Raw genomic sequence first — 24,341 nt, forward strand, 5'->3', positions numbered from 1 at the left:
GAGCCCAAGAGCTCCCTGTTTTATTTATCTTTATTCAACTTATCGGGTATGACATCCAATCCTTCCACTGTAGGAAGGGCATGCGTCTTATTAAGAAAAAGTCTTCTGTTGTTTTTTATGGTCAACCTTGACTCGGCGTCTTCTTTTACTGCAGGAAAGCTTAAATCGCCATCACCCTTATCATCTTCTACGTCTCCACGATAACTATTGACAGTTAGATAGCTCTTCGAAAAGACTCCGCCATTAATATTTAAAAGGGATCCCACTGCATAAACCTCAGAAGGGGTTTGGTATTCTATATCGGAATCCTCTTTGGCTTCACATCCAGAAACAAAGCGATATTCACAGGCAGACTGGCTTTCTGTATAAAAATAACCATTGATCGTATTGGTTTCATTTTGAAATTTATTTATCCGCGCAATGCTAAGCTTCCCTTGTGTCATTAAGATCAAAGAAGAATCATCTGGTTGATCTCCACATTTGTTTTTGTAACAAGGAATATCTGCATTATTTAGGGTAGTTGAACCAAGTACGTAGATGACGGAATCAAAACTTACTTTTCCTTTAATCGTCAAGTCACCTGTAATTAAGATATTTCCTTTAACATCCATGGATTCCAATAAGGAGTTTTCGATCGTTGCATTACCGGAAATGACTAGCCATTGCTTGTCCCCAAGCTCGATATCGAAGCTGTCTATATAGGCGTCGCCGGAGTGAATAATCGGCGATATTGTACCATACTCCGATAAATCATCGAATCTGACTTCTTCATTTTTAGGGTAATCTTTTTGATTAATGGATTGATTCAAATCTTCAATCGACATATCAATATCTAGACCCGAAATACCAATACTACTAGATGATAGTTTATCAATAAACGTTTCTTTTATATCAATCTCATTGAAAGTGTCATCTACATCATTGAAAAGGATGTTTCCAGAAAGAAAAGCGTCTTTCAATGTGGGAACATTCAATCGCTGCCATCTCAACTCTTCTTTGTCATGTTCTGCTCCACCGTAGCACGAGGGGGCCGATGTACAAATGTTCATCCCTTGCCGATTCGCATGTAGTTCACTATAATCTTCAACGGCCGGCAAGTCGGTCTTCCTTGAAAGCAGGGAGGATTTAAACATATACAAAGCTTGATTACTGATATTAAATTGCTCTTTCGCGTAAATATTTCCATCAATATAGGGAGAGCCATTAATGGTCAAATCTTTCCCTGCACCAAGAGCATACTTTAGAAAGCTTGGCATCGCCGTGATGTAGACCTTTTGATGATATTTCCCGCTGCTTACTTCAAAGACTCTCGTGTTATCATGTTGGTTATCAATCGTTGGATAATCATTTGTTATATTTTCTATTTTAAAAATACTTTTTAAGTTTTCTTCATTTTTAGAAGCATTTTTTAAATACTCTTCATATCTAGCAATACTTTTTAAATTTTCCTCATTTATAAAGTTTTCTAAATGCGTATTATATGTCGTCTTATTACCTGAAAGTAGGCCTGGACCCATTCTATTCACGTGTTCTCCAATGATGGAAATGCCCTCTTTTACGGCGCTTATATCAGCAACATCGTCCATGATTTCTGTTTCCCTTATTTCCGTTCTCTTTGCTCCATTAATGCTCGCAGCAAGAAGTACCATGCCAAGCGTGGTCAGAATCAAAAAAGAAAGCAACACGGATAAAAGGGTATATCCTTCTTCATTATTCCATTTCATGAATTTCACTCCTTAAAATCCAAACGAGCTTTCTAATACAAGTGGTTCGGTCGTAACAAAGAACCCTTTAGCATGAATATTATTTTCAATGACCATCGTGACATGAATCGTACCATGCGTACAAAAGGTCCCTGAGGAGCCCATGGTGCAGTCGGGACTATCCGCATCGAGTGTAATGCCCGTTTTCTTTTCCGTTTGTGTACCTTCGTTTATGTCGATAAAAGAGGAAGTGGAAAGATCAAGAGTGGTCAACACGCCTTTATTATCGATGATGAACTGGCTATCTTTAAAATAAATATCCACTGGCTCCGTTCCCTTGCTATCTTCTATGATGAATCCATCCACGGTTTTCTCTTCCTGGACGTTAAGCGTAACACCGTTTTTTTCATCCTCATTAAGGGGCGTAACATATTTAGGCTGGTTCGTTGTCAGTTCATTCATAATCATGGTGGCGATATAATCCGCATCATCTCTAAGCTGGCCTTCAATTTGGATTTTTTGATAGAGGCTAAGTCCGGTGATGAATAGTGAATAGATGACGCCTGTAATGAAGGTTGTAATGGTTACGGCAAGTAATATCTCAATCAGGCTCAGGCCATTCTCATTCAAGAGAGATTCTTTTATTTTTTTAAAAGGCCTTCTACGAGTGTTTCTTTGTCTTCCCAAACCACCTTCACCTCGATTTGAATCAAATTATTAAGAGCATAGCCAGTTTTCTTGTCTAATGGATCTGGATAATAAATATATTGTTTAAGGATGATTTCTGTATCATATTTGTAATTATTTATGGTAGGTTGCAAGATTTCGGAACAGCTTGTTGTATAGAGGGAAGGGCGAGTGTTGCAGTCTGGTAGAGTGATCTTGATTCCTTCTTTGTCTAATGAGGCGATTCCATATTGTTTATAAAGTTCAGTAAACTCAAGTTGGTCAAAGTAATTGATTACATTTCTTGCGACATTTATTCCGACTGTCTTACTCTGGTTCCTTTTTGTATAATCGTAGGATTGTGTAAAGAAGGTCATCACCGTTAGGGTAAGAATTCCTAATATAGCGATAGAAGCAAGGACTTCGACGAGTGTGAATCCCTTTTGGTTTTTCGAAAAAATATTTTCTTCCATACTTTTCCCTTCTTTCAAAATATCTATAAGTATTATACAATATTTTTAGGATTTATTACCCAAATTAAGGAGCTAATTTCGAAAAACGGAAAATATATAATAAAATAGTATAGGAGTGATTTATTGGAGACAGTCGTATTTGCTGGAATATCCCTCGTTTTATTGATTCCGATTGTTTATGTTTTACCATTGTCCCTAACTTTCAAGGGGAAGCTGGTCATAATCGGGGGTGCTGTAGCGGTTTCACTGGCGGGTCTAGTTGTGGCAAATAACTATTCTCTTTGGCAGGCTTTATTCCTTTTGACTTTGCTGTTATTGCTGGCCTTATTCCTTATCGGAAAAGTAATCGAGCCATTGATGCTCCCGAATCAAGAAGAAGCGTCGGACTTCTATGAACGGTATAACGATTCTGCCGTTTTGATTGAAACGTCGAGAGATCGTGCTTCGTTATCCAAAATAGAAGAGTCAGAGGCGGAACAGAAAGAAAAAATGGGATTTGAGAGCAGCGAGCATCATGTTGCGGTATCTGAGGAACGCGTTCAGGAAACGGAGGAAGAGCAAGAATTCGTTGATGATGAGATCGTTGTTTTTGAGGCAGAGTTTTTGGATACGAGAACGGATGATTTAGAAGAAGTTGAAAGTATTCCAGAAATAGAAGTACCGGCAAAAAGGGAAATAAGTGATATTGAAAGATTATTAGAAGAAGACTTTATGGAGCCGGTGACCGAAGAAACAGAAAGTATCCCAGAAATTGAAATGCCGGTAAAAGGTGAAATAAGTGATATTGAAAGATTACTAGAAGAAGACTTCATGGAGCCGGTAACTGAAGAAACAGAAAGTATCCCAGAAATAGAAATGCTGATGAAAAACGATTTAAGCGAGATTGAAAAGCTACTTGATGATGAGTATGTGGATCTGGAGATTGACGAAGAGAGTGACCCTATTCATCTAGAAGAGATGGAAGAACTGGCTGTATTACCTGAAGAACGCGAGTGGGTAACGGAAGTAATAGAGCCGGAAAATGACACAGAAACTATCGAAGTGAATACTGCGGAAGAGAAACTGGATTTCCATGGTTACTTAGAATCAAATGGTTTAGGGAAAAATCCCGAAGAGCCTGGAACTCTTGAAAATACGTCCGATGAAACAGGTAGTGAAGATAGTCAGGAAATGAATGTGGAAGAACCAGATATTCAGTTAGAAGATTCTTTAGAACCGGAAAGCCTTCTAGAGATTCCTGAAGCGCTTGTCCTAGAAATAGATAAAGCAAAAGAAGAGCAAGAGTCGTCGTCAGTCATTGCTAAGCCTGAAGAAACAACTCTTGAGAGTCCAACAGAACATGTCAGCGAATTGCAACAACAGATGTTTCAAACGATGGTTTCCCATATTCAAATCGCACAGCATCAGTTGAATGATAGCGAGTTCGAGCAACTGGTTATGAGCCATTTGCATCCGGAAATACCGGATCAACAGTATTACATATTTGCATCATTTTTAATTCAAACGTATATCACAGCGAAAAAGACGGAAAAGCTTCGTGAATTGATCGTGCAGTTAAAGGAAAAGTTCAGCGCGCACCCAATTCTTCTAGAAGAGTTAGCATTCATGGAAAACCGTTTTTGTTAAGATGAAAAATCAGAAGATAGGTATGGTGAAAATATGAAAAAAAGTACAGAAATTTTAGGCTTGCCCATTATCAGCATTTCAGAAGGTATGGAAATTGGAAAGGTGAAATCATTAGTGATAAATCCTGAAAAAGGTTCACTAGATTTTATCACAATCGAACATGAAGATTGGCAGGTTAGTGTAAGGGCCATTCCCTTCAAAAAGGTAATAGGGATTGGGGAATACGCTTTAACGATCGAAACCGAAAACTCTGTCATCGATTTAAATGAAATCCCGATTGCAAATCAGCTAGTGAATAAAAAGATCAAGATTACTGATGCCAAAGTGATGACCCGAAAAGGTGAATTATTAGGAAGCGTCCGCGAGTATTTTACGGATGAAGATAACGGTCAAGTCATCGGGATGCAGGTGAAAGTCGGGGATCATGAAGTGATTCTCCCATCTGAAACTGTTTTGACTTTTGGCAAGGACATTTTGATCGTGACGGAGGATGCTTCATCCCGCTTCCTCGAGCAGGCGGAACAGTTGATGGGTGAACAAGTCCCTGAGGCAGAAGTGGCTGCCGGCGAAGAAAACCCCAATGGGGAAGCTGATTTAAGGAATAAGCAAATTGAATTGCTTCAAGGAAAGCGATTGGTGAATAATGTAACGGGCCTAGACGGAAAAGTCCTTTTCTCGGAAGGTCGCGTTCTTTCGAAAGAGGATATTATTAACGCACAATCGGCGGGTCCGAGTGTATTGGTCGGGCTTTCCATGAATGTTGAAGCATAAAAAGGAGTTGCCTTTATGTGAAGAATCCACAAATGCTGAAAATTTTTCTGGTCTTTATTTTATCAACCGCATATATTTTTAGTTTTTCGCATTTTGGAGCGTCGGCTTATAATCAGATTTTCAAAGATTCAGCACAATTTGGTGAAAACACGACGATTGGGAGCCTGGATATAGAGGGTCAAAGTAAGCGGGAAGTAAGTACGCTACTGAGCGAGGCAACTGAAAAGTGGACGCAGAATACGGTCTTGGGCATTACTTATAAGGAAGGTCAAATGACCGTAGATAATGGGATTTTCAATTTTCAAAGGGAAAAGACGGTTGTTTCTTTGCTTTCAGGCAAGAAAAATAAAGCAGTCGTCTCGGTCGACAAAGATTCTTTGCTAGAAGATTTATATGACATGTCCTTATCACTTGCATCTACTACGTTGGACATAGATAGACTTGCCAATGACCTGGCGGTAAGTGCGGAGTTCTTAACGGAAGGGACCAAAACCCTTGAGCTGGAAAACTACATCGATGGAGATGTGGGCGAGGACGAGGTAATTGCTGAGGCTACGGTGAATGTAGGAGACGCTGCAACTGCCATTAAGGAATTGATTCCCTTGATACAGCCAATGGAAGTAAAAGGGGAAACTCAATTTTCTCTTTTGCAGAAAATGTCGGAGCTTGAAGGAAAGAAATATAACTCAGACACATTGAGCCGGTTGGCGACAGCGATTTATGGTGTGGTCCTGCCGACTAACTTTACGATTCTTGAGCGGAATATCAGTGATCAACTTCCTGGTTATGCCAAATTGGGATTTGAGGCACATATCGATTCTGAAATTGGCCATGATCTGGTTTTTGCCAATACGAATGATCATGCATACCGGGTTGAACTTCAGGTAGAAGGAAAGAAATTAAAGGCGACATTAAAGGGGCAATCTTTCCTGAATTCCTATGAGGTAAAGACGAATGATGAAAAAAGGTACACGCCGAAAACGATTAAACAGTATAGTGATGAGTTGGCACCTGCTGCCATGCAGGTGAAAAAGGAAGGAAAAGACGGGATAACGGTCAAGGTTCTTCGTCGCATCGAGTCTTCCTCGGGAGATCTTCAGGAAACGGAAACCGTATCCGAAGATTTCTATGCACCGATTCATCGAATTGAAGTATATGGATTGGAACTCACAGAAGTCATCCCACCGCCTTCTGACTCCGATAATGAAGATGCATCTGATACGGAGGATGAAAACACGGAAATAGACGATCAAGCAATGGATGAAAACACTGGGCAAGAGCAGGAGAAACCGGACAAGAATTCGTCCAATGGTAACACTAGGAATAGTGATAGTAAAAAAACCAATAAAGATATCGAAAAAGGTAAGCAAGAAGGTAATCAAGATAAGGGTGATAGTAACCAGCAAGCGGGTGGATACCCCAAATATGTGGAGGACCCCAATGTTCCCCAAAAATAAGGTAAAGCAGGGATAAATATGGCTCAAACCCGAAAAAGGCTTGGAGACTTATTGGTGGAAGCTGGTTTGATCACGGAAGATCAGCTTCAAATTGCCTTGAAAGATAAAAGTCAGTCTCAAAAGCTTGGTGATGTATTGCTGCAAAAAGGGTATATCACGGAGCAACAGTTGATTGAAGTATTGGAGTTTCAATTAGGCATCCCCCATGTAAGCTTATATAGGTATCCGTTCGATTCGAATATCTTCAGTTTGATTTCGGAGGATACGGCTAAGCGGAACTTAATGATTCCTTTGAAAAAAGAAGGCGAAAAACTCTACGTCGCCATGGCCGACCCGATGGATTTTTATGCCATTGATGATTTGCGGCTCGCAACCGGTTTTCAAATCGAACCAGCCATTGCAACAAAAGATGACATATTGCGCGCGATTGCCAAACATTACACCGATGAGGATGGTCTCGAAGAATTGATGGTTAGCCTTAATCGCGACGTCAATGATGAAGAGGAAACAGTCGATCAGGATTCACCGGTCGTGCGACTTGTCAATCAGTTGCTTTCGAATGCCGTGACGCATAAGGCAAGTGATATTCATATTGATCCCCAGGAAAAGAAATTGGTCGTCCGGTATCGTGTGGATGGTGTATTACGTTTGGAAAAGGTGTTACCCAAGAATATGCAAAATGTTTTAATTGCCAGAATCAAAATCATGGCGAAATTGGACATTACCGAACATAGAGTTCCACAAGATGGCCGGATTAAAGTGAACCTCGGCCATCATCCTGTCGATCTTCGGGTGTCGACTCTTCCCACGATCTTTGGGGAAAAAATTGTCTTGCGGATTCTCGACTTAGGCAATAAGTTGAACGATTTGAAACAACTCGGATTCAATAAATTGAACCTGCAGCGGTTTGAATCCATGATTGCCCAACCAAACGGAATCGTCCTGATAACAGGTCCGACCGGGTCAGGGAAATCTTCGACCTTATATGCGGCCTTAAATCAGCTGAACACCGAGGAAGTCAATATCATTACGATTGAAGATCCGGTTGAGTTTCAGCTTGAAGGTGTGAACCAGATTCAAGTCAATACGAATGTCGGGATGACGTTTGCAACCGGTCTACGTTCCATCCTACGACAAGATCCAAACATCATCATGGTGGGGGAAATCAGGGATAAGGACACGGTAGAGGTGGCTATCCGGGCATCCTTGACAGGGCATTTAGTATTAAGCACGATCCATACGAACGATTCACTAGGAACGATTACTAGATTGATAGATATGGGCGTCGAACCTTTTTTAGTCGCTTCATCCTTGAGCGGAATCATGGCACAGCGATTAGTGAGAAAAGTATGCCGGGATTGTGTCGAAAAACAGGAGCCAAGTAAGCGGGAAATCGATATTTTTGCAAAACGTGGCATGAAAATTGAAAGCATTAACCGGGGGCGTGGGTGTACGTCTTGTAATATGACTGGGTATAAAGGACGGATTGCCCTTCAAGAAATACTGGTCATCAATGATGAAATGAGAAAGCTGATCATGAATGGCGAGCCGCTTAACAAGCTTCGTGAAGTGGCCATGAAATATAAAACGATTTTCTTAATGGATGATGGCTTATTGAAAGTTAAACAAGGACTGACGACTACCGAGGAAATTCTTCGAGTAGCAGTGCTGGAATAGAGGTGTCTGTTTGAGAGCTAAAATTGATAGTTTACTCATGGCGGGCTTTGAATTAAAGGCTTCCGACATCCATATAACGGTGGGCGTACCACCCGTCATGAGATTGAATGGCGAATTGAAGAAATACGGAAAAGAACTGTTGCTTCCAGCCGATACGGAAGGGATGGCTAAAGCGATCATTCCCGAAGAGATGTGGGAGCAATTTAAAGAACGCGGTGAACTGGATTTTTCATACGGCATTCCCGGGATTTCAAGGTTTCGAATCAATACGTATATGCAAAGGTCCTGTGTGGCGTTGGCCGTCCGAATCGTGCCGACGAGAATTCCTACTTTGGATGAACTGCAGTTGCCGTCCATTTTAAAGAAAATCGTCGAAAAGCCTCAAGGTCTTGTCCTTTTGACGGGACCGACGGGTAGCGGAAAATCAACGACACTCGCTTCCATGATTCAATATATGAATCAGACGATGCGTAAGCATATCATAACGTTGGAAGATCCCATCGAATATTTGCATAAGCATCAAAATTGCATCATTGACCAACGTGAAGTGGGTTTCGACACGAATAATTTCGCAAATGGGCTGAGAGCCGCCCTAAGGCAGGATCCCGATACGATTCTTGTAGGAGAGATGCGGGATTTAGAAACCATCCAGACGGCGATTACAGCAGCCGAAACGGGTCATTTGGTGTTTGGGACTTTACATACATCGAGTGCCCCTACGACAATTGACCGGATCATAGATGTCTTTGAACCGGCACAGCAACCTCAGGTCCGAATTCAGCTTGCAAACGTCCTTGTTTCCATCATCTCGCAACGCTTGATTCCGACCGTCGATAAAAAAGGCAGGAAGGCGGCAACCGAGGTTCTTGTTAATAATGCAGCTGTGGCCAATTTAATCCGAAACGAGAAAATCCATCAAATCGTCAATGTTATGCAGACTTCCAAGGCACAGGGCATGCATACCCTTGAAAGTAGCATTAAGGAACTATTGACAGAAGGATTCATATCCAAAGAAAGCGCCCATGCGTTTTTACAGGACAAGGTGGAGTAAATGGCCAGGTTCAAATATTCAGGTCGGAATAAATCAGGAAAAAAGGCGGGAGTCGTCACTGCCGATACAAAGCGTGAGGCAATGGAAAAGCTAAAGCTGGAAGGCATTCGGGTCATCGAAATGACGATGGTACCCGAAACGTTTTTAACAAGGGATCTTTCCATCGGAAACCCAGTGAAACTGCAGCATTTTGTAATTTTTATACGTCAATTCTCCACACTGCTGCAATCAGGGGTCACGGTCGTCGATGCAACGAGCATATTAGCCCAACAAACGGAGAGCAAGCCATTAAGCAAAGCGCTAGAAAGCATCGAACAAGATTTACAGGAAGGGAAGGCACTTTCCCAGGCATGTGCCAAGCATAAAAAGATCTTTTCGACGATGTATATCAATATGGTCAAGGCCGGGGAAGCTGGGGGTAATCTGGATAGTACCTTGGACCGGCTAGCCGATCACTTTGAAAAGCAGCAGGCAACGAGGCAGAAAATCACATCAGCGATGGCCTATCCAGTTGTTGTCGCCTTCGTGGCATTTTTCGTGGTCATCTTTTTATTAACATCCGTTGTGCCAACGTTCGCTGATATGTTCAGCGATTTTGGTGGCGAGTTACCGGCCATAACCCGCTTTGTTTTAGGGGCGAGCGGGTTCATGCAGAAAGCCTGGTACTTGGTCATCCTGTTTGCACTCTTGATCGCCTTTGGGATTGTATCTTTTAAGAAAAATCCGAAGACGAAATACTATTTTGACTACGCGATGCTCAGAATGCCTTTATTCGGAAAGATGATGCAAAAAGCGGTATTGGCAAGAATGACGCGGACCCTCAGTTCCCTGTTCAGTAGCTCCGTACCGATTTTACAGGCGATGAAAATCGTCGAACAGGTAGTTGAAAATGAAGTGGTCGGCCGAGTCATCAGGGAATCACATGATTCCCTGGAGCGGGGCCAGTCAATCACAGACCCGATGAAAAAACATTGGGCTTTTCCACCATTAATCACCCAGATGATATCGATTGGCGAAAAAACAGGGGCCCTGGATGCGATGCTCGGGAAAGTCGCGGACTTTTACGAGAAGGAAGTAGAAGCAAGCACAGACCGCTTAAAGTCGCTTATCGAGCCGCTTATGATCGTCCTCCTTGCGGGAATTGTCGGCACGATCGTCATCTCGATCATGGTGCCGATGTTTGAAATCTTCAACCAAGTGGACAATATGTAAAAAATGTAAGAATAATTACCCCTTAATGCTGTATTTTTCTAGAAATATATAGTAATCTAATAGAAAAGTAACAGTAAAGTAACGAAATGGAAAACGAGAAGAGGAGGATTTATATGAATTTTATTAAAAAACATCTTAAAAATGAACGTGGTCTTACCCTGATTGAGCTATTGGCCGTTGTTGTCATCTTGGGGATCATCGCAGCCATCGCCATCCCAAGCATTGGGGGATTGATCAATAACTCGAAGAAAGATGCCCATATTGCCAATGCACAGCAAATGGTTAGTGGTGCACGGACAGCAGTTGCGGGAAATGATGAAGATATTGATTTAAGTAGTGGTACGGATTCTATAACGTTAGAAGAATTGCAAGATAAGGGTTATGTGGAACCGATAACCGATCCTAGTACCAAGGAAGAATATGAGAGTGGAGTAGTTGAAATCACAAAATCTGCTACTAATGGTTCTTTAACTTTCACAGTCCAATTAACCGGTGCTGCAGATTACTTTGAAACGGCTAAGGATCCAAAAGAGTTGAAAAGATCCGATGTAGTCTTACCTTAAGATATACCCGTACCATGATGGGAGTAAATAAGTTCAATGACTATCTATCTCTTACTCTTCATCCTAGGTCTGACCCTAGGTTCATTCTATAACGTCGTCGGTTTAAGTGTACCGACAAACAAATCGTTTACAAACCGGCGTTCGGCTTGTCCTTCTTGTGGTCGGACCTTGTCGCCGTTCGAGTTAATACCGGTCGTTTCTTATGTGATACAAGGCGGGAAATGCCGTGGCTGTGAAGCCCGGATTTCCCCGCTTTATCCGGTTGTTGAATTGCTGACAGGCATTTTGTTCACTGTCGCTCCTTTATTCCTAGGATGGACCAGTGAATTATGGATGGCCTGGGCATTGATCTCTTTATTGATGATCATCTTCGTTTCCGATATGACTTATATGCTTATACCTGATAAGATCCTGCTTTTTTTTGCAGTGGTTTTTTTATTTTTGCGAGTATTTTATCCACTATCTCCATGGTGGGATTCCATTCTAGGCGCGGCTGTCGGTTTTGGTCTCCTGCTTTTGATTGCCGTGGTAAGTAAGGGTGGAATGGGTGGCGGCGATATCAAATTGTTTGGCGTACTGGGCCTTGCATTGGGATTGAAGCTCGTGCTATTATCATTTCTTTTTGCGACCTTCTATGGGGCTTTCCTTGGTATCATCGGCATTCTGACCGGAATGATTAAGAAGAAAACGGCCATCCCGTTTGGACCGTATATTGTTTTCGGCACGTTAACTGCCTATTTTTGGGGCGATTTTATTTTACAATGGTATTTGCACTTTTTAAGATGACTTTAAAGTAAGGGGTATCTATCTATGGCTTTCTCTTTTTTTAGCGGAAAAAACCGAATAGTGAATTTGATCTTCAAAGATTATGTAATCCGGTATGTAGAGCTAAAGCAAGTGGATCCACCTATCGTGCATGCTTATGGTGAACGTTATCTGCCTCCTGGAATCATTAAAGAAGGGAGAATCCTCGATTATGAAACGTTGCAGATGATTGTAGAGCAATGTGTTGAAGAGTGGGGTCTTTTGAAAAGACAAGTGCGCTTTTTAGTGCCAGACCCGTTTGTCGTGATTCGAAAAATGATGATTCCAGAAGAAATAAAAGAAGATGAGATTGAAGGATTTTTATATTTGGAGCTGGGCACAAGCATTCATTTACCTTTTGAGGATCCGATTTTCGATACGGTATCCCTGGAGGGTAATTCGGAAAGTAAGGAAATTCTCTTGTTTGCAGCTTCGGAAGAGCAAGTCTCGCAATATAGTGATTTGCTGGAAAGTACTAAACTGGAGCCCTTGGCTGCCGATATCTCTTCACTGGCAATCTATCGATTATGGGATATATCTAGAGACTTTGATTCCAGCGAACAGCTCATGTTGTTAGAATTAGATGTGGTTTCGGTGACAGCGACTATTTTTGCTGAAGATAAGCCTGTATTCATGCGTCATATTTTGCTCCCGGATGAGGTTTCCGAATGGGAAGTCGACCACTCATCAAGCGGAATCGAAACGTTAGCTTACCAAGGTAACAGAGAACTTTATTTTCAAACGCTTGAGGATACATATGTAGAGATTGATCGTTTGCTGACCTTTTATAAGTATAATTTAAATAGCGGCCTGGACTCGGTCTCCACCATCTTAGTCACAGGGGACCATCCATATCTGGAAGAGATTTGCGAAAAACTATCAAATCATATGGAACTTCCTATTACAATCTTAAATGAAAACATGCAAATGGTAATGGATGATGGTCCTTTATTGCATCGTTATCACTCTGCCGTTGGATTGGCCATCAAAGGGGTGCAATAATCATGCTTGTCGACATTAATTTACTCCCCAAGAAAGAAAAAAGAAATCCACGCTTCTTCATCTATCTCATTCTTTTAGTCATAATTGCTTTAGCGGCGGGTGTGTTGTTCTATTGGCAATATTCTTTGCAAACAGTCCGAATTAAAAGCATGGATAAACAGATTTTGCAAGTGAGGGATGCGACTGCAACCGTGGAACAAAATCTGATTAATACACAGAAATCCGGAAGTTCCGTTACTGAATTGCATCGTGTCATTGAGTGGGCTGATACTTTTCCCATCGATACGGTGTTTATGTTGCAACAATTAACGTCATTGCTCCCTGAACGAGGTTTTTTCGATGAATTTACCTATAAAGAGGATGGATCCATCGAATTAACGATTCAGTTTGACGCAACAAGACAGGCTGCCAATTATTTAACGGAATTGACGAAGTCCAATTTGATTGCTTCTGCGAACGTGGATTCAGTAAAGAGCGATGAGCCGGGAAAAGATGAGGACGCAAGCCTTGATGAAAATACAGGCCCTTATCTTCCTCGCTATTTGGCCGTTTATACGATTATCCCCGATCAAGTGGCCTTAAAAGAGGCAGTGAAAGAAGACGAGGAACAAGCAGCGGAAAAGGGAGGGGCTTCTGAATGAAAAGAGGATTCAATAAAAAACAGCTCTTTTTATTGAGCGGTACCTTTCTTATCCTTATCTTGTTATTTATCTTTTTATACTTTTACTTGCTCGATCCCGTGAAAAAGGAATTGGTCGCCAAGACATCCGAATTGAAAAATGAGGAGCAGATTCTGTCGATGGTACAAATGAAAGTGGAGACGGGAGCCGGGATTGATTTTGAGTCGACGACAGAGCTGCAAAAAAGGCTACCTGTACAACCATTAACGGATCAATTCGTGTTGAATATGGAAAAAGCAGAGGTCGTATCGAATAGCTTTATTATCGATATGGAGTTCACGGACGGGGAAACTTCCGAGGAGACTGTACTGGATGAAGCAACGGAAGAAGCTACATCTACGGATGATGCATCCGGAAGTTCAGAGAATCGTGCACAAGACTCTGAAACAACAGAGAACGAAAATTCCTCGGGGACAGCGAATGCAACAGCAACAACACCCAAAGTCGAGAATAACGTACAGGAAGCACCGGGCACATTGCCTAATAGCTTGAAAAAGATTTCAGCGAAGATAAATGTCAGGTCATCATCTTATGAAGAGATGCTGGAATTCATACGAACCATTCAGTCCACTAATCGTATCGTGACGATAGATAGTTTAACATTTAAGGGTGCGGAGGAAATCACTAAACGGGATCAAAACCTAGAACCTTTGAAATATGAACTGATTGTAACGGCCTATTACTATCCTTCATTAACGGATTTGCAAGACCAGACCCCGATTGTCGTAACACCAAAACCTAGTGAAAAGAAAAATCCATTCAACACAAATGAAAGAGATGATGCTGATATGGATAAGGGCAATTAGGATGAGGGAGCGAAAATGTAGGAATGTGGATAATGAAAAGGGCATGACATTGATGGAAGTCTTGGCGGTGATTGTCATCTTAGGGATACTGGCTGCAGTGGCCGTCCCGATTTTTTTCAATGTGATACAGAATTCGCGGACGAATGCATTCGTTTCAAATGGTTATGCTTTTAGGGATGCTTCGAATTTTTATTTAAAGGATAAGGTCATGCGTGGAGATCGTGTGACAGAAATCAGCTATCAGGAGCTTGTCGAAGCTGGTTTTCTCGATAAGGTGGTAGACCCTGATACGAAAGAGTACTGGGACCCTTCAATTAATGAATCCTATGTGACTGCCTTGGATAATAAGGTCGTAGGAATATGTCTATACGGTGAGAAACGTAAACTTTGCGGTGATGAAGGAGATGGGAAAGCTATCCCTTTTGAAGATGTATCACCTGAATTAGTGACAGATAAATGAAAAGAGAAAAATGACGAAACCTATTAATGACAAGACGACAAAAGTCTTGTTATTTTTTTTTGCCCCTATGTTAGGATGAAAAAAATGAAGCAGAGAGGAGGAAGAAAAGTGGACAAGTCCGAAAAACGTAAAGGGGTAAAGATTAAAATAAATGGAGAAGAAAAAATATTTGTGGGTGAAAATAAGCGGGAGTCTACAGAGGAAATTCCAGAGGCTGCAAGTAAGGAACAACCGGATGATAGTTTCGAGTGGATTTTGCCGGATGATTCCGTAGAAAACAAGGTTGTATTGGTTCCTACACCACCTAAGAAGAAAATGCCGAAGCTTATCGGTTTTAATACACATACGGGCAAACGCCCTGGTAACAGGTCTTTAAAGACTTTTGTGATTGCTGTTTTTTGTGCGATTTTATTTGGATCGGTACTGGGCCTTATCGCCGTAAATACCATAACGAAGGAAAAGGCAACGGATTCTCCGGTCGAAACAGCTATCACGACGACGGCATCCCCAGTTGTAAAGAATGATAGCGGGGGTGAAAAAGGGCAGGGGATGGGACTGAAAACGTTCCTGGTTCAAGGTGGGATATTCAGTAGCGAGGATGCCGCGAAACAAATCCAGGAGAAAATCGTGGAAAAACAGGTTCCTGCTGAAATATTCAAAATGGAGGACAGCTATTATTTATTCCTAGGTTCAGCTGAAAGCTTGATTTCAAGTAAAGAGCTAGCTTTATTTTTAAAGACCTATGATGTGGAAGTATTTTGGAAGGAAATTGATTTAAAAGCGTCGGGAATAAGTGCAGAAGAAGAGAAAACGCTGGATGTCATGAAGGGGATTTATTCATCCCTATCAGAGATTTCATCAGGAGAGCTTCGTGGGAAGGAAACGAAATGGGATGCTGAAACGTTGAAAAAAGATATGGATAAGCTAAAGGATGAGAAACTTTCATCTGAGCTTTCACAGATGAACACCCATTTAGCGGCCGCAGCCAAGCTGATCAGTGAGTATGAGACGTCCAAAAAGGATGAACAGCTATTAGAGGCACAGGGAAAACTATTGAAGTTTCTAAAGGGTTTTCAAAGTATGGGGAGTTAAGAACAGGTATGTGAAGGGGAAGCTGTTTTCTAAAGAAAAAGTTCCCCTTTAGGAGGAAATTGTTTGAATTAGGGACCTTTTTTTATTTTCCAGGAAATAAGACTGAATCTTTGTCGATTCCTGGTAAACAATAATTGTGGAATTCTTCATAATTTGATAGGATGAAAAGGTATCTCTCCTAGTAAAGAAAGGTGAATTTTTATTATGCATTCATTAATTTTAGCTTCTTCATCACCACGCCGTAAAGAACTTCTACAATTCCTACAAATCCCCTTCGAAAGTATGAATTCCAATGTCGATGAAAGTATTGACGAAAACATGCAGGCAGAGGACGCAGTGCAAGAATTAGCTGTAAGGAAAGCGGAAGCCATTGCAACAAGATATCCGGACAGTTGGGTAATCGGTTCCGATACCGTCGTGGTACTTGACGGGCAAATCCTCGGAAAGCCGGCCAATCGTGCTGATGGAAAAAGAATGCTTGAAATGTTATCGGGTAGAACACACGAAGTTTATACAGGTGTGGCCATCCTATATGGTGAGCACAGCAGCGTATTCGCAGAAAAAACGGAAGTGACTTTTTGGGAGCTATCAGAACCTGAAATCGAACGTTATCTGGACAGTGGTGAACCATTTGATAAAGCTGGGAGCTATGGGATTCAAGGGTTGGGTTCGCTTCTTGTCAAACAAATCAATGGGGACTATTTCTCGGTAGTCGGACTCCCAGTTTCAAGGCTAGCAAGAGAATTAAAGATGATGGAATCCGCGTGGACGTAAGATTTCGGACTGATTTCCTCCCTTTTATTAAGGAAGGGTGGATGCTTTGAGCGAAAAGATGTTAATCAGGGATTATCCGAAAGAAGAGAGGCCTCGTGAAAGGTTTTTGCAGGATGGTCCCCAGAGCCTTTCGAATCAAGAGTTACTTGCGCTATTGTTAAGGACGGGATCTAAGGAGGAATCTGTGCTTCAGCTCTCCAATAGGCTTATCAAGGCTTTTGAGGGATTCCGGCTTTTGAAAGAAGCGTCCGTAGAGGAATTGACTGAAATCAAGGGAATCGGGGAAGCGAAAGCAATCCAAATTCTAGCATCGGTAGAGCTTGGCCGACGAATCCATAAATTAAATGATCAAGACCGCTATGTGATCCGTTCCCCGGAAGACGGGGCCAATTATTGCATGGAAGAAATGCGTTTTTTGTCGCAGGAACATTTTGTTTGTCTTTACTTAAATACGAAAAACCAAGTCCTTCATAAACGAACTGTCTTCATAGGCAGCCTCAACGCTTCGATTGTGCACCCACGCGAAGTATTTAAAGAAGCCTTCCGTAGGTCGGCAGCCTCTATCATTTGTCTTCATAACCACCCCTCCGGAGATCCTTCTCCCAGCAGAGAAGATATTGAAGTGACAAAAAGGTTAGTAGAATGTGGTAAAATAATGGGGATAGAAGTACTGGACCATATCATCATCGGGGAGCATAAATATGTGAGTTTAAAGGAAAAAGGTTATTTATGACACTATCCAAATTTTTGACGATACGATATAATGTTGTTTATGATTTTTAAAAGAGGGAACTTTTTTCAAAAACCTATTGTCAAAAAACGACAAATTATCATTTGAACTTATAAAAAGGCATTTTTGTTTACGAAAGGGAGATACCATAATGTTTGGAATTGGCGCAAGAGATATAGGAATTGATTTAGGAACGGCGAATACGCTCGTTTATGTTAAAGGAAAAGGCATTGCCGTCCGTGAACCGTCGGTTGTTGCCGTGCAGACAGATACAAAGCAGATCGTTGCTGTCGGTAAAGACGCAAAAAACATGATTGGCCGTACACCGGGAAATGTAGTGGCACTTCGCCCTATGAAAGATGGCGTAATCGCTGATTATGAAACAACGGCTACGATGATGAAATATTATATGAAAGAAGCTCAGAAAAAAGGCGTATTTGGCAACAAGCCATATGTCATGATTTGTGTGCCTTCAGGAATTACGGCTGTTGAACAACGTGCAGTGATTGACGCAGCTAGACAAGCTGGTGCTCGTGATGCTTATCCGATTGAAGAGCCATTTGCAGCTGCTATCGGAGCGGATCTTCCTGTTTGGGAACCTACAGGCAGCATGGTTGTTGATATTGGTGGAGGTACTACGGAAGTGGCCATCATTTCTCTTGGAGGTATCGTGACAAGCCAGTCAATCCGCATTGCTGGTGATGAGATGGACGATGCGATCATCGTTTACATACGTAAAAACTACAACTTGATGATTGGTGAGCGTACATCGGAAGCTATTAAAATGGAAATCGGTTCTGCAGGTGATACAGAAGGAATCGAAAATATGGAAATTCGTGGTCGTGACTTATTGACGGGTCTTCCAAAAACGATTGAAATTACGGCAGAGGAAATATCCAAAGCATTGCGTGATACAGTATCAGCCATTGTGGATTCTGTCAAAAACACATTGGAAAAAACTCCACCGGAACTTGCAGCTGACATCATGGATAGAGGCATAGTATTGACAGGTGGCGGAGCTTTACTGCGTAATTTGGATAAAGTCATCAGTGAAGAAACGCAAATGCCGGTTATTATTGCTGAAAATCCTCTTGATTGTGTAGCTATTGGAACAGGGAAAGCCTTGGACCATATTCACTTATTCAAGACGAAATCTAGAGATTCTCGCTAAGCGGTACTTATAAAAAAGGCCGGCTCAACAAAAGATCGCAATTTTGAGCCGGCTTTTCTATTTTTTTACCTGTCTTAAATGTGTAGTTTTTTGACAGAGGATATTATTATACTTCATGCAAATAGAGTAAATTAAAATAGAGGTGCAGATCATCATGCCACAGTTTTTTAATAAAAAGCTCCTTCTCTTGCTCGTTAGTATTATCGTTCTCGTGGCATTGATCGGTTTTTCATTAAAAGAGAGAGAAGAGTTAACTTGGCCCGAAAAGTTCTTGAAGGATACAACCGGTTGGGTTGGTAATGTGTTTAATAAACCAGTATCGGGTATTACAGGTTTTGTAGGGGATTTAAAAGACCTTCAGCATACATACGATGAAAACAAGAAATTAAAAGCTCGTCTGGATGAATACGTCTTGTTGAAAACGCAGGTGCAGGATTTGAAAGAAGAAAATGAAGAGCTTCGTGATAATCTTAAAAAAGAAGATGACTTGCGAAAGTATGCACCCATTCAGTCAACGGTCATAGGTCGTAATCCGGACCGCTGGCATGAAATGCTAACGATTAACAAAGGCGAGCGTAACGGTGTGGAAAAAAATATGGCTGTCATCACTGCCAATGGCTTGATCGGTAAAGTTAAAGCCACGACTGAATTCACGGCTTCCGTTCAGCTTTTGAGTTCGATCGATAAAGCGAACCGCGTCTCAGCTATCGTCCAGGGTAATGATAAGGCATATGGTTTGATAGAAGGGTTCGATGATGAGAAGAATCTTCTATTGATGAAACGGATTCCTTATGATAAAAAGATCAAGAAGAACTCCACGGTCATCACATCCGGTTATGGCGGGATCTTTCCTAAAGGTCTGCTAATTGGTAAGGTTGTTGACGTGAAGGTGGATCAATATGGGTTGAACCAAACCGCATATATTGAGCCGTCAACCGATTTCTATGATATCAATAATGTAATGGTCGTTAAACGTGAAGTTGAGGGAGCTGAAGAAGAAATTGAAGGGGAGGATGAAGCTAAGTGAAACATTTCATCCTTTCTTTAGTAGCCTTGCTTTTCTTCGTTTTTGAAAGTATTTTTGCGCAACTTTTCGCGGGGGATGTCTTTGGAACCAATAACATTCTCGTTCCCCGTTTCATGATCATTTTCGTCTTCTTCCTGACCATGTATGGTTCAAGGAAGCTGGGGATGTTGTATGGAGCTATTTTGGGGCTGACCTATGATGTCGTATATACGGAGATTTTGGGAATTTATATGTTCCTTTTACCTTTCCTAGCATACTTGATTTCCAAAAGTATGAAGATCCTTCAAAACAATATTCTCATTACCTGTTTAATGGCACTTGTCTTTACGGCACTTGTTGAGGGTGTGTCATATCAAATGAATCATATTCTTACTTTTGCGGATATGGGATTCGGGGAATTTGCAGAACGGAGATTCATTCCAACGCTCATATTGAATCTCGTTTTTATTATTATTAGTTGCTACCCTTTAAAGAGACTTATTGAAAAGTTTGATTTGCAGGGAGAAATGGAATAACGTTCACTGGACTGTTGGATGCGGTCTAAAATGTATTTTCTCTTTAACATGTGCGTAGAAAAAGGTAAATTGTTTTCCTATGTCGAATTATATTTCATTGAGGTGAAACAAACGTCATGAATAAAAGAATTCAGCAAAATGTTATGATTAAGGGGACAAAGGACGGGTTTATGCTTCATCTCGATGATTCTTGCTCATTTTCCGAATTATTGAAAGAGTTAGAAGTGAAGCTTTCGGCAAACTATCAGTTTCAAGAGAACGACCCGTCCATTTCCGTTAAAGTACATACCGGGAACCGCTATCTAGATGCAGAACAGAAGGAAAAAATCAAAGAAGTTATTCATAAAAAGAAAAAGCTTATCGTCGATGAGTTGATTTCGAATGTCATGTCAAAGGAAGATGCGAAACAGTGGAAAGACGAAAACCAAGTGACAACTTTGACCAGGGTGATAAGATCGGGACAGGTTTTTGAAGTGCCCGGCGATTTGTTGCTCATTGGCGATGTCAATCCAGATGGTACTGTCCGAGCTGGTGGGAGCATCTATATTATGGGACAGCTGAGAGGCATTGCCCACGCTGGTTATTTGGGGAATAAAAAGGCCATCATCGCTGCATCCATCATGAAACCTGCACAATTGCGAATTGCGGGGAAAGTGAACTTATCTCCTGACCAATATACGAAATTTGGACATGACTTGGAATGTGCGTTCATGGACGACGAAGAAAATATTATCATTGATAAACTGCAAGTTTTGAAGAAATATAGACCTAATTTAAATAGATTAGAAGGGGGTCTCTAATCGTGGGAGAGGCAATAGTTATAACATCTGGTAAGGGTGGTGTCGGCAAAACGACCACCTCAGCCAATCTAGGAACGTCGTTAGCTCTTCTAGGCAAAAAGGTTTGCTTGATTGACACGGATATTGGTCTTCGGAACTTAGATGTGATTATGGGGTTGGAAAACCGTATCATCTATGACTTGGTCGATGTAGTCGAAGGGCGTTGTAAAATTCATCAAGCACTTATTAAAGATAAGCATTTCGAAGATTTGCTTTATTTGCTTCCGGCTCCACAAAACAGTGACAAATCAGCTGTGAATGAGGAACAGATGAAGAAACTGATCAGTGATATGAAACCGGACTATGATTACATCGTGATCGATTGTCCGGCAGGTATCGAGCAGGGCTTTAGGAATGCGATAGCGGGTGCGGACAGGGCCATCATCGTCACCACCGCTGAAAGACCGGCCGTCCGTGATGCAGACCGTATCATCGGCCTGCTTGAGAAAGAAGAGCATATCGATCCTCCTCAATTGATCATCAATAGAATCCGTGGACATCTTTTACATGAAGATGAAGAAATGGATATTGACGGAGTAACCAATTTCCTTAAAATCGATCTTATCGGTGTTATACCTGATGATGATCAGGTCATTGTGGCTGCGAATAAAAAGGAACCGATAGCTTACAATCCGGACAACAGGGTCTCGATTGCCTATCGGAACATTGCCCGCCGGATTCTTGGTGAATCTGTGCCGTTGACTCCAATTGGTGGAGAGCAAAAAGGTTTCATGTCTAAATTGAAAAAATTCTTTAGTGTGCGTTAATTTAGTGAGCGGGAGCATTCCATGCCCTCGCTTTTTTTATTTTTATCGAAAAATGGATATAAAAAAGGTAAGCCTCATAATAGGCTTACCTTATCTATTGTACTAAAGTATTAAAAATGCAACAGGTTATCCGCGTCTTCCGCCTCTACCGCCACGTTTTGATTCTGTACTACGTTTGAGCGTAGATAAATTCTCTTCGCTAGTCTTTAAAAAACGGACCATTTTATCTTCGAAGTTTTCCTTAGGTTGAAAATTGCCTTTAGAACGAAAATCTTTATTACGATTATCGCCTTGGCGTGGTGGGCGTTTAGTATAAGAAGAGGTTTGTCCTTCGGGTCTATCTATAGCTTTTTTGATGGACAAGGCAGTTTTTCCGTCTTTCTCGCTGATCACTTTTACCTCAATTTGGTCGCCTATTTTAAGATGGTCATTAACGTCTTTTACATAGCTGTCCGCTACCTCACTGATATGCACAAGACCTGTTGAGCCTCCTGGTAATTCTACGAATGCTCCAAAATTAGTGATACCTGTTACTTTACCTTGTACTTTGCTGCCTATTTCGATTGACATATTAAAATTGTTCCCCCTCAATAATGTTAAAACAACTTCATTATAACAAATAAAGTAGGAGAATATCAATTGGATTTTTCACCTCTTCCATTATTAAAAGGGAAAGGCTTTCAAAACGTTTGAAAATCAGTCTTTTTTTCTTTCGTCCATTCGTTTTTAAAACGCAAACCATTCATCTGTCGTAAAGAAAAACGATTCCTCGTCATAGTCTGGACAGGTTGCTCATAAGTTTTAATATGAGCGCTTTGATATGAGCAGGGGGTAGATTTGGAATGGATGATCGCAGGAAAGATATCCGCAATCGTATCGCCAAGAGACGAAAGGTGAAGGATAGCCCAGTGGTTAACAGTACTTGGACGGAGATTGAAAAGGAGAACCCGTACGAATTCGAATCTTTTGACGGGTATTCAGAAAAAGATCATCCGCTCTTTAAGAAGGAATATTTCTTTTTGAAAATCTTGGTGAGCATTTGCCTATTCTTGGTGGTTGCCGTGATGTTCAAGCACCCTTCCGTTCGCTTGGACTCAGCCAGAAGCTTTGTCACGGAAAACATGAACCAAGAGTTCCAATTTGCATCGGTTTCCAGTTGGTATGAAAATGCTTTTGGCAAACCTATCGCATTTTTACCGACTGAATCCACTACTGAAACGGCGGATTCGGGTGAAGAATATGCGATGCCTGCATCGGGGGAGATTACCCAAACCTTCGAGGCGAACGGTGAGGGAATCATAATGGAAACGAGCTTAGGGTCCAAGGTCGAAGCCATCAATGAGGGGGTGGTCATTTTTGCAGGAGAAAAAGAAGGAATCGGTAAGACTGTGGTCATACAGCATGCCAATAAAAGTGAGTCATGGTATGGCCAGTTGGAAAAGATTGATGTGAAGCTCTATGATCTGGTGAAGAAAGGGAAAGAAGTAGGACAGGTCACGGTAAGCGAGGATGGTTCCAAAGGCAGGTTTTACTTAGCCATTAAAGAAAATGATGCATTCATCGATCCTAAAAAGGTGATTTCCTTTGACTGAATATGCGAACTTACTGTCCAAAATCAAGATTCATCCGACGCTGTGGTTCGTCATAGGAATCGCCATCCTTACGGCACACTTTATTGAAGTGATGATGCTTTTACTCATCGTATTTATCCATGAGATGGGACATGCTGCGTGTGCACAGTATTTTAAATGGCGGATCAAGTCGATTCAGCTCCTCCCCTTTGGTGGGGCTGTCGAGACCGAGGAATATGGCAATAAAAGTTTGAAGGAAGATCTTGCAGTCGTACTGGCGGGTCCACTGCAACATATATGGCTCATTGGAGCGGCTTACCTGCTCTATTTCTTTTCTGTCGTTTCTTCTGATCTGTATCATTCCTTCTTCTATATGAATCTTATGTTGTTGTTCTTTAACCTGCTGCCAATTTGGCCATTGGACGGGGGAAGGCTACTCTTCATTGGTGTTTCCCTATACTGTACCTTCCTTGAGGCTCAGAAATATACCTTATATTTTTCTGGTGCATTCGCTGTATTGGCGTTTTTAACATGGCTTCTTCTCGAACCGCTTAACCTGAATATTTGGCTGATCATCTTTTTTATCAGTCTTTCTCTAATCATGGAGTGGCGACAGCGATATTATGCGTTCATGCGGTTTCTTCTGCAGCGCCATTACGGAAACACGAATGATCTGGCCAAATTAAAACCCATCATGGTGGATGCCCATGAACCGATTTATAAAGTGCTGGAATTGTTTCAACGTGGGTGCAAGCATCCCGTCATCATCATGAAAAATGGGAAAGAGAGTGGCTCATTGGATGAGACGGAAATACTTCATGCCTATTTTTCCGAGAAAATGACCAATGGGCAAATTGGTGACCTGTTATATTCTTATTAAATATGATATCCTTTCTTCAAATTG

At 41.5% G+C, this 24,341-nt stretch carries 26 protein-coding genes; 22 read left to right on the forward strand and 4 right to left on the reverse strand.

The annotated features are described in order from the left end of the window. Nucleotides 1-20 precede the first annotated feature (20 nt). From ACIQXR_RS19595 to ACIQXR_RS19605, 3 genes are read right to left on the reverse strand one after another with little or no spacing between them, the layout of a single operon-like run. Entirely contained in the window at nucleotides 21-1,724 is a 1,704-nt protein-coding gene (locus ACIQXR_RS19595; protein WP_402875825.1) for a hypothetical protein, read from the reverse strand. Nucleotides 1,725-1,736: 12 nt separating this feature from the next. After that, entirely contained in the window at nucleotides 1,737-2,333 is a 597-nt protein-coding gene (locus ACIQXR_RS19600; RefSeq protein WP_402875823.1) for a PilW family protein, read from the reverse strand. Nucleotides 2,334-2,344: 11 nt separating this feature from the next. Continuing rightward, nucleotides 2,345-2,842 carry a type II secretion system protein gene (locus ACIQXR_RS19605; RefSeq protein WP_402875822.1) on the reverse strand — a complete coding sequence of 166 codons (498 nt, stop codon included), beginning with the start codon at nucleotides 2,840-2,842 and terminating at the stop codon, nucleotides 2,345-2,347. A gap of 123 nt (nucleotides 2,843-2,965) precedes the next feature. Between ACIQXR_RS19605 and ACIQXR_RS19610 the strand changes: the two genes are divergently transcribed. From ACIQXR_RS19610 to minD, 20 genes are all read left to right on the forward strand, one after another. Then, nucleotides 2,966-4,468, forward strand: coding sequence for a hypothetical protein (locus ACIQXR_RS19610; protein ID WP_402875821.1), 1,503 nt, complete (start codon nucleotides 2,966-2,968; stop codon nucleotides 4,466-4,468). 33 nt (nucleotides 4,469-4,501) lie between these two features. Then, entirely contained in the window at nucleotides 4,502-5,239 is a 738-nt protein-coding gene (locus ACIQXR_RS19615) for a PRC-barrel domain-containing protein (RefSeq protein WP_402875820.1), read from the forward strand. 17 nt (nucleotides 5,240-5,256) lie between these two features. Further along, nucleotides 5,257-6,696 carry a VanW family protein gene (locus ACIQXR_RS19620; RefSeq protein ID WP_402875819.1) on the forward strand — a complete coding sequence of 480 codons (1,440 nt, stop codon included), beginning with the start codon at nucleotides 5,257-5,259 and terminating at the stop codon, nucleotides 6,694-6,696. A gap of 18 nt (nucleotides 6,697-6,714) precedes the next feature. After that, nucleotides 6,715-8,373 carry a GspE/PulE family protein gene (locus tag ACIQXR_RS19625; RefSeq protein WP_402875817.1) on the forward strand — a complete coding sequence of 553 codons (1,659 nt, stop codon included), beginning with the start codon at nucleotides 6,715-6,717 and terminating at the stop codon, nucleotides 8,371-8,373. Nucleotides 8,374-8,383: 10 nt separating this feature from the next. Further along, on the forward strand, nucleotides 8,384-9,424 hold the full coding sequence (locus tag ACIQXR_RS19630) for a type IV pilus twitching motility protein PilT (protein ID WP_402875815.1): 1,041 nt from the start codon (nucleotides 8,384-8,386) through the stop codon (nucleotides 9,422-9,424). Next, nucleotides 9,425-10,636, forward strand: a complete 1,212-nt coding sequence (locus ACIQXR_RS19635) for a type II secretion system F family protein (RefSeq protein WP_402875813.1) — start codon at nucleotides 9,425-9,427, stop codon at nucleotides 10,634-10,636. Between the two features lie 113 nt (nucleotides 10,637-10,749). Continuing rightward, complete coding sequence (locus ACIQXR_RS19640) at nucleotides 10,750-11,199, forward strand: prepilin-type N-terminal cleavage/methylation domain-containing protein (RefSeq protein WP_402875811.1); 450 nt, start codon at nucleotides 10,750-10,752, stop codon at nucleotides 11,197-11,199. 36 nt (nucleotides 11,200-11,235) lie between these two features. Next, nucleotides 11,236-11,985 carry a prepilin peptidase gene (locus ACIQXR_RS19645; RefSeq protein ID WP_402875809.1) on the forward strand — a complete coding sequence of 250 codons (750 nt, stop codon included), beginning with the start codon at nucleotides 11,236-11,238 and terminating at the stop codon, nucleotides 11,983-11,985. A 24-nt stretch (nucleotides 11,986-12,009) separates the two neighbouring features. Then, complete coding sequence (pilM, locus tag ACIQXR_RS19650; RefSeq protein WP_402875808.1) at nucleotides 12,010-13,005, forward strand: type IV pilus biogenesis protein PilM; 996 nt, start codon at nucleotides 12,010-12,012, stop codon at nucleotides 13,003-13,005. A 2-nt stretch (nucleotides 13,006-13,007) separates the two neighbouring features. Next, nucleotides 13,008-13,646, forward strand: coding sequence for a PilN domain-containing protein (locus ACIQXR_RS19655; RefSeq protein ID WP_402875806.1), 639 nt, complete (start codon nucleotides 13,008-13,010; stop codon nucleotides 13,644-13,646). Beyond that, complete coding sequence (locus ACIQXR_RS19660) at nucleotides 13,643-14,491, forward strand: hypothetical protein (protein ID WP_402875804.1); 849 nt, start codon at nucleotides 13,643-13,645, stop codon at nucleotides 14,489-14,491. The genes ACIQXR_RS19655 and ACIQXR_RS19660 overlap by 4 nt, the downstream gene beginning before the upstream one ends. A 1-nt stretch (nucleotide 14,492) precedes the next feature. Then, nucleotides 14,493-14,951, forward strand: coding sequence for a type II secretion system protein (locus ACIQXR_RS19665; RefSeq protein ID WP_403080582.1), 459 nt, complete (start codon nucleotides 14,493-14,495; stop codon nucleotides 14,949-14,951). Between the two features lie 108 nt (nucleotides 14,952-15,059). Then, nucleotides 15,060-16,043 carry a hypothetical protein gene (locus ACIQXR_RS19670; protein WP_402875800.1) on the forward strand — a complete coding sequence of 328 codons (984 nt, stop codon included), beginning with the start codon at nucleotides 15,060-15,062 and terminating at the stop codon, nucleotides 16,041-16,043. 204 nt (nucleotides 16,044-16,247) lie between these two features. Further along, complete coding sequence (locus tag ACIQXR_RS19675) at nucleotides 16,248-16,817, forward strand: Maf family protein (protein WP_402875798.1); 570 nt, start codon at nucleotides 16,248-16,250, stop codon at nucleotides 16,815-16,817. Between the two features lie 58 nt (nucleotides 16,818-16,875). After that, nucleotides 16,876-17,550, forward strand: coding sequence for a RadC family protein (radC, locus tag ACIQXR_RS19680; protein ID WP_402875860.1), 675 nt, complete (start codon nucleotides 16,876-16,878; stop codon nucleotides 17,548-17,550). A 148-nt stretch (nucleotides 17,551-17,698) separates the two neighbouring features. Then, nucleotides 17,699-18,718 (forward strand): rod shape-determining protein, encoded by a 1,020-nt coding sequence (locus tag ACIQXR_RS19685; RefSeq protein ID WP_402875797.1) that lies wholly within the window; start codon nucleotides 17,699-17,701, stop codon nucleotides 18,716-18,718. 154 nt (nucleotides 18,719-18,872) lie between these two features. Beyond that, nucleotides 18,873-19,745: a rod shape-determining protein MreC gene (gene mreC / locus ACIQXR_RS19690; protein WP_402875795.1), complete on the forward strand. Its 873-nt coding sequence runs from the start codon at nucleotides 18,873-18,875 to the stop codon at nucleotides 19,743-19,745. Then, nucleotides 19,742-20,260, forward strand: a complete 519-nt coding sequence (gene mreD, locus ACIQXR_RS19695; RefSeq protein WP_402875793.1) for a rod shape-determining protein MreD — start codon at nucleotides 19,742-19,744, stop codon at nucleotides 20,258-20,260. Before mreC ends, mreD begins: the two co-directional genes overlap by 4 nt. Nucleotides 20,261-20,376: 116 nt before the next feature. Beyond that, nucleotides 20,377-21,060, forward strand: coding sequence for a septum site-determining protein MinC (minC, locus tag ACIQXR_RS19700; RefSeq protein ID WP_402875791.1), 684 nt, complete (start codon nucleotides 20,377-20,379; stop codon nucleotides 21,058-21,060). A gap of 2 nt (nucleotides 21,061-21,062) precedes the next feature. Next, nucleotides 21,063-21,866, forward strand: a complete 804-nt coding sequence (minD, locus tag ACIQXR_RS19705; RefSeq protein ID WP_402875789.1) for a septum site-determining protein MinD — start codon at nucleotides 21,063-21,065, stop codon at nucleotides 21,864-21,866. Between the two features lie 126 nt (nucleotides 21,867-21,992). On the opposite strand, the gene ACIQXR_RS19710 is transcribed toward minD, so the two are convergent. After that, nucleotides 21,993-22,436: a S1 domain-containing RNA-binding protein gene (locus ACIQXR_RS19710; RefSeq protein WP_402875787.1), complete on the reverse strand. Its 444-nt coding sequence runs from the start codon at nucleotides 22,434-22,436 to the stop codon at nucleotides 21,993-21,995. A gap of 272 nt (nucleotides 22,437-22,708) precedes the next feature. On the opposite strand from ACIQXR_RS19710, the gene ACIQXR_RS19715 reads away from it, so the two are divergent. Then, nucleotides 22,709-23,458, forward strand: a complete 750-nt coding sequence (locus ACIQXR_RS19715) for a peptidoglycan DD-metalloendopeptidase family protein (RefSeq protein WP_402875785.1) — start codon at nucleotides 22,709-22,711, stop codon at nucleotides 23,456-23,458. Next, complete coding sequence (locus tag ACIQXR_RS19720; protein ID WP_402875783.1) at nucleotides 23,451-24,317, forward strand: M50 family metallopeptidase; 867 nt, start codon at nucleotides 23,451-23,453, stop codon at nucleotides 24,315-24,317. Before ACIQXR_RS19715 ends, ACIQXR_RS19720 begins: the two co-directional genes overlap by 8 nt. Nucleotides 24,318-24,341: the final 24 nt, after the last annotated feature.

The organism is Peribacillus sp. NPDC097224 (genome assembly GCF_044761985.1).
In the GTDB taxonomy this organism is placed as follows: domain Bacteria; phylum Bacillota; class Bacilli; order Bacillales; family DSM-1321; genus Peribacillus.